Source organism: Enterobacter sp. GER_MD16_1505_Eko_090, from assembly GCF_003331015.1.
GTDB lineage: Bacteria > Pseudomonadota > Gammaproteobacteria > Enterobacterales > Enterobacteriaceae > Enterobacter > Enterobacter roggenkampii.
On record NZ_PUQF01000050.1, the window covers coordinates 1 to 3,203 of the forward strand.

2 rRNA genes are annotated in these 3,203 nt (G+C 52.6%); both read right to left on the bottom strand.

Features of this window, described 5'->3' with window-relative positions:
• Nucleotides 1–5 precede the first annotated feature (5 nt).
• Nucleotides 6–121: ribosomal RNA gene (gene rrf, locus C6A40_RS24590) — 5S ribosomal RNA — on the bottom strand.
• Nucleotides 122–186: 65 nt separating this feature from the next.
• Nucleotides 187–3,090, bottom strand: a 23S ribosomal RNA gene (locus C6A40_RS24595).
• Nucleotides 3,091–3,203 lie beyond the last annotated feature (113 nt).

Genomic DNA, 3,203 nt, shown 5'->3' on the forward strand with positions numbered 1-3,203 from the left:
TTGATGCCTGGCAGTTCCCTACTCTCACATGGGGAGACCCCACACTACCATCGGCGCTACGGCGTTTCACTTCTGAGTTCGGCATGGGGTCAGGTGGGACCACCGCGCTAAAGCCGCCAGGCAAATTCTGTTAATCTGTATCAAAGCTGAAAATCTGTCTCTTCGCCAAAACATCTTCGGCGTTGTAAGGTTAAGCCTCACGGTTCATTAGTATCGGTTAGCTCAACGCATCGCTGCGCTTACACACCCGACCTATCAACGTCATCGTCTTTAACGTTCCTTCAGGAGACTTAAAGTCTCAGGGAGAACTCATCTCGGGGCAAGTTTCGTGCTTAGATGCTTTCAGCACTTATCTTTTCCGCATTTAGCTACCGGGCAGTGCCATTGGCATGACAACCCGAACACCAGTGATGCGTCCACTCCGGTCCTCTCGTACTAGGAGCAGCCCCCCTCAATTCTCCAGCGCCCACGGCAGATAGGGACCGAACTGTCTCACGACGTTCTAAACCCAGCTCGCGTACCACTTTAAATGGCGAACAGCCATACCCTTGGGACCTACTTCAGCCCCAGGATGTGATGAGCCGACATCGAGGTGCCAAACACCGCCGTCGATATGAACTCTTGGGCGGTATCAGCCTGTTATCCCCGGAGTACCTTTTATCCGTTGAGCGATGGCCCTTCCATTCAGAACCACCGGATCACTATGACCTGCTTTCGCACCTGCTCGAGCCGTCACTCTCGCAGTCAAGCTAGCTTATGCCATTGCACTAACCTCCTGATGTCCGACCAGGATTAGCTAACCTTCGTGCTCCTCCGTTACTCTTTGGGAGGAGACCGCCCCAGTCAAACTACCCACCAGACACTGTCCGCAACCCGGATTACGGGTCTACGTTAGAACACCAGCCATTAAAGGGTGGTATTTCAAGGACGGCTCCACGCAGACTGGCGTCCACGCTTCAAAGCCTCCCACCTATCCTACACATCAAGGACCAGTGTTCAGTGTCAAGCTATAGTAAAGGTTCACGGGGTCTTTCCGTCTTGCCGCGGGTACACTGCATCTTCACAGCGAGTTCAATTTCACTGAGTCTCGGGTGGAGACAGCCTGGCCATCATTACGCCATTCGTGCAGGTCGGAACTTACCCGACAAGGAATTTCGCTACCTTAGGACCGTTATAGTTACGGCCGCCGTTTACCGGGGCTTCGATCAAGAGCTTCGCGTTACCGCTAACCCCATCAATTAACCTTCCGGCACCGGGCAGGCGTCACACCGTATACGTCCACTTTCGTGTTTGCACAGTGCTGTGTTTTTAATAAACAGTTGCAGCCAGCTGGTATCTTCGACTGATTTCAGCTCCACCCGCAGGGGCTTCACCTACATATCAGCGTGCCTTCTCCCGAAGTTACGGCACCATTTTGCCTAGTTCCTTCACCCGAGTTCTCTCAAGCGCCTTGGTATTCTCTACCTGACCACCTGTGTCGGTTTGGGGTACGATTTAATGTTACCTGATGCTTAGAGGCTTTTCCTGGAAGCAGGGCATTTGTTACTTCAGCACCGTAGTGCCTCGTCATCACACCTCAGCGTTATAAGATACCGGATTTACCTGGAACCTCCGCCTACATGCTTAAACCGGGACAACCGTCGCCCGGCTAACATAGCCTTCTCCGTCCCCCCTTCGCAGTAACACCAAGTACAGGAATATTAACCTGTTTCCCATCGACTACGCCTTTCGGCCTCGCCTTAGGGGTCGACTCACCCTGCCCCGATTAACGTTGGACAGGAACCCTTGGTCTTCCGGCGAGCGGGCTTTTCACCCGCTTTATCGTTACTTATGTCAGCATTCGCACTTCTGATACCTCCAGCATGCCTCACAGCACACCTTCAACGGCTTACAGAACGCTCCCCTACCCAACAACACATAGTGTCGCTGCCGCAGCTTCGGTGCATGGTTTAGCCCCGTTACATCTTCCGCGCAGGCCGACTCGACCAGTGAGCTATTACGCTTTCTTTAAATGATGGCTGCTTCTAAGCCAACATCCTGGCTGTCTGTGCCTTCCCACATCGTTTCCCACTTAACCATGACTTTGGGACCTTAGCTGGCGGTCTGGGTTGTTTCCCTCTTCACGACGGACGTTAGCACCCGCCGTGTGTCTCCCGTGATAACATTCTTCGGTATTCGTAGTTTGCATCGGGTTGGTAAGCCGGGATGGCCCCCTAGCCGAAACAGTGCTCTACCCCCGAAGATGAGTTCACGAGGCGCTACCTAAATAGCTTTCGGGGAGAACCAGCTATCTCCCGGTTTGATTGGCCTTTCACCCCCAGCCACAAGTCATCCGCTAATTTTTCAACATTAGTCGGTTCGGTCCTCCAGTTAGTGTTACCCAACCTTCAACCTGCCCATGGCTAGATCACCGGGTTTCGGGTCTATACCCTGCAACTTAACGCCCAGTTAAGACTCGGTTTCCCTTCGGCTCCCCTATACGGTTAACCTTGCTACAGAATATAAGTCGCTGACCCATTATACAAAAGGTACGCAGTCACACCACGAAGGTGCTCCCACTGCTTGTACGTACACGGTTTCAGGTTCTGTTTCACTCCCCTCGCCGGGGTTCTTTTCGCCTTTCCCTCACGGTACTGGTTCACTATCGGTCAGTCAGGAGTATTTAGCCTTGGAGGATGGTCCCCCCATATTCAGACAGGATACCACGTGTCCCGCCCTACTCTTCGAGTTCACAACCTGTGTGCTTTCGTGTACGGGACTGTCACCCTGTACCGTGCGACTTTCCAGACGCTTCCACTAACACACAAGCTGATTCAGACTCTGGGCTGCTCCCCGTTCGCTCGCCGCTACTGGGGGAATCTCGGTTGATTTCTTTTCCTCGGGGTACTTAGATGTTTCAGTTCCCCCGGTTCGCCTCGTTAACCTATGTATTCAGTTAACGATAGTGTGTCGGAACACACTGGGTTTCCCCATTCGGACATCGCCGGGTCAAAGGTTCATATCACCTCGCCGGCGCTTTTCGCAGATTAGCACGTCCTTCATCGCCTCTGACTGCCAGGGCATCCACCGTGTACGCTTAGTCGCTTAACCTCACAACCCGAAGATGTTTCACTTCATGATTGCGAAAATTTGAGAGACTCGAACACACCATTTAAGATGTGTCGTTTCAATTTTCAGCTTGATCCAGATTTTTAAAGAGCAAA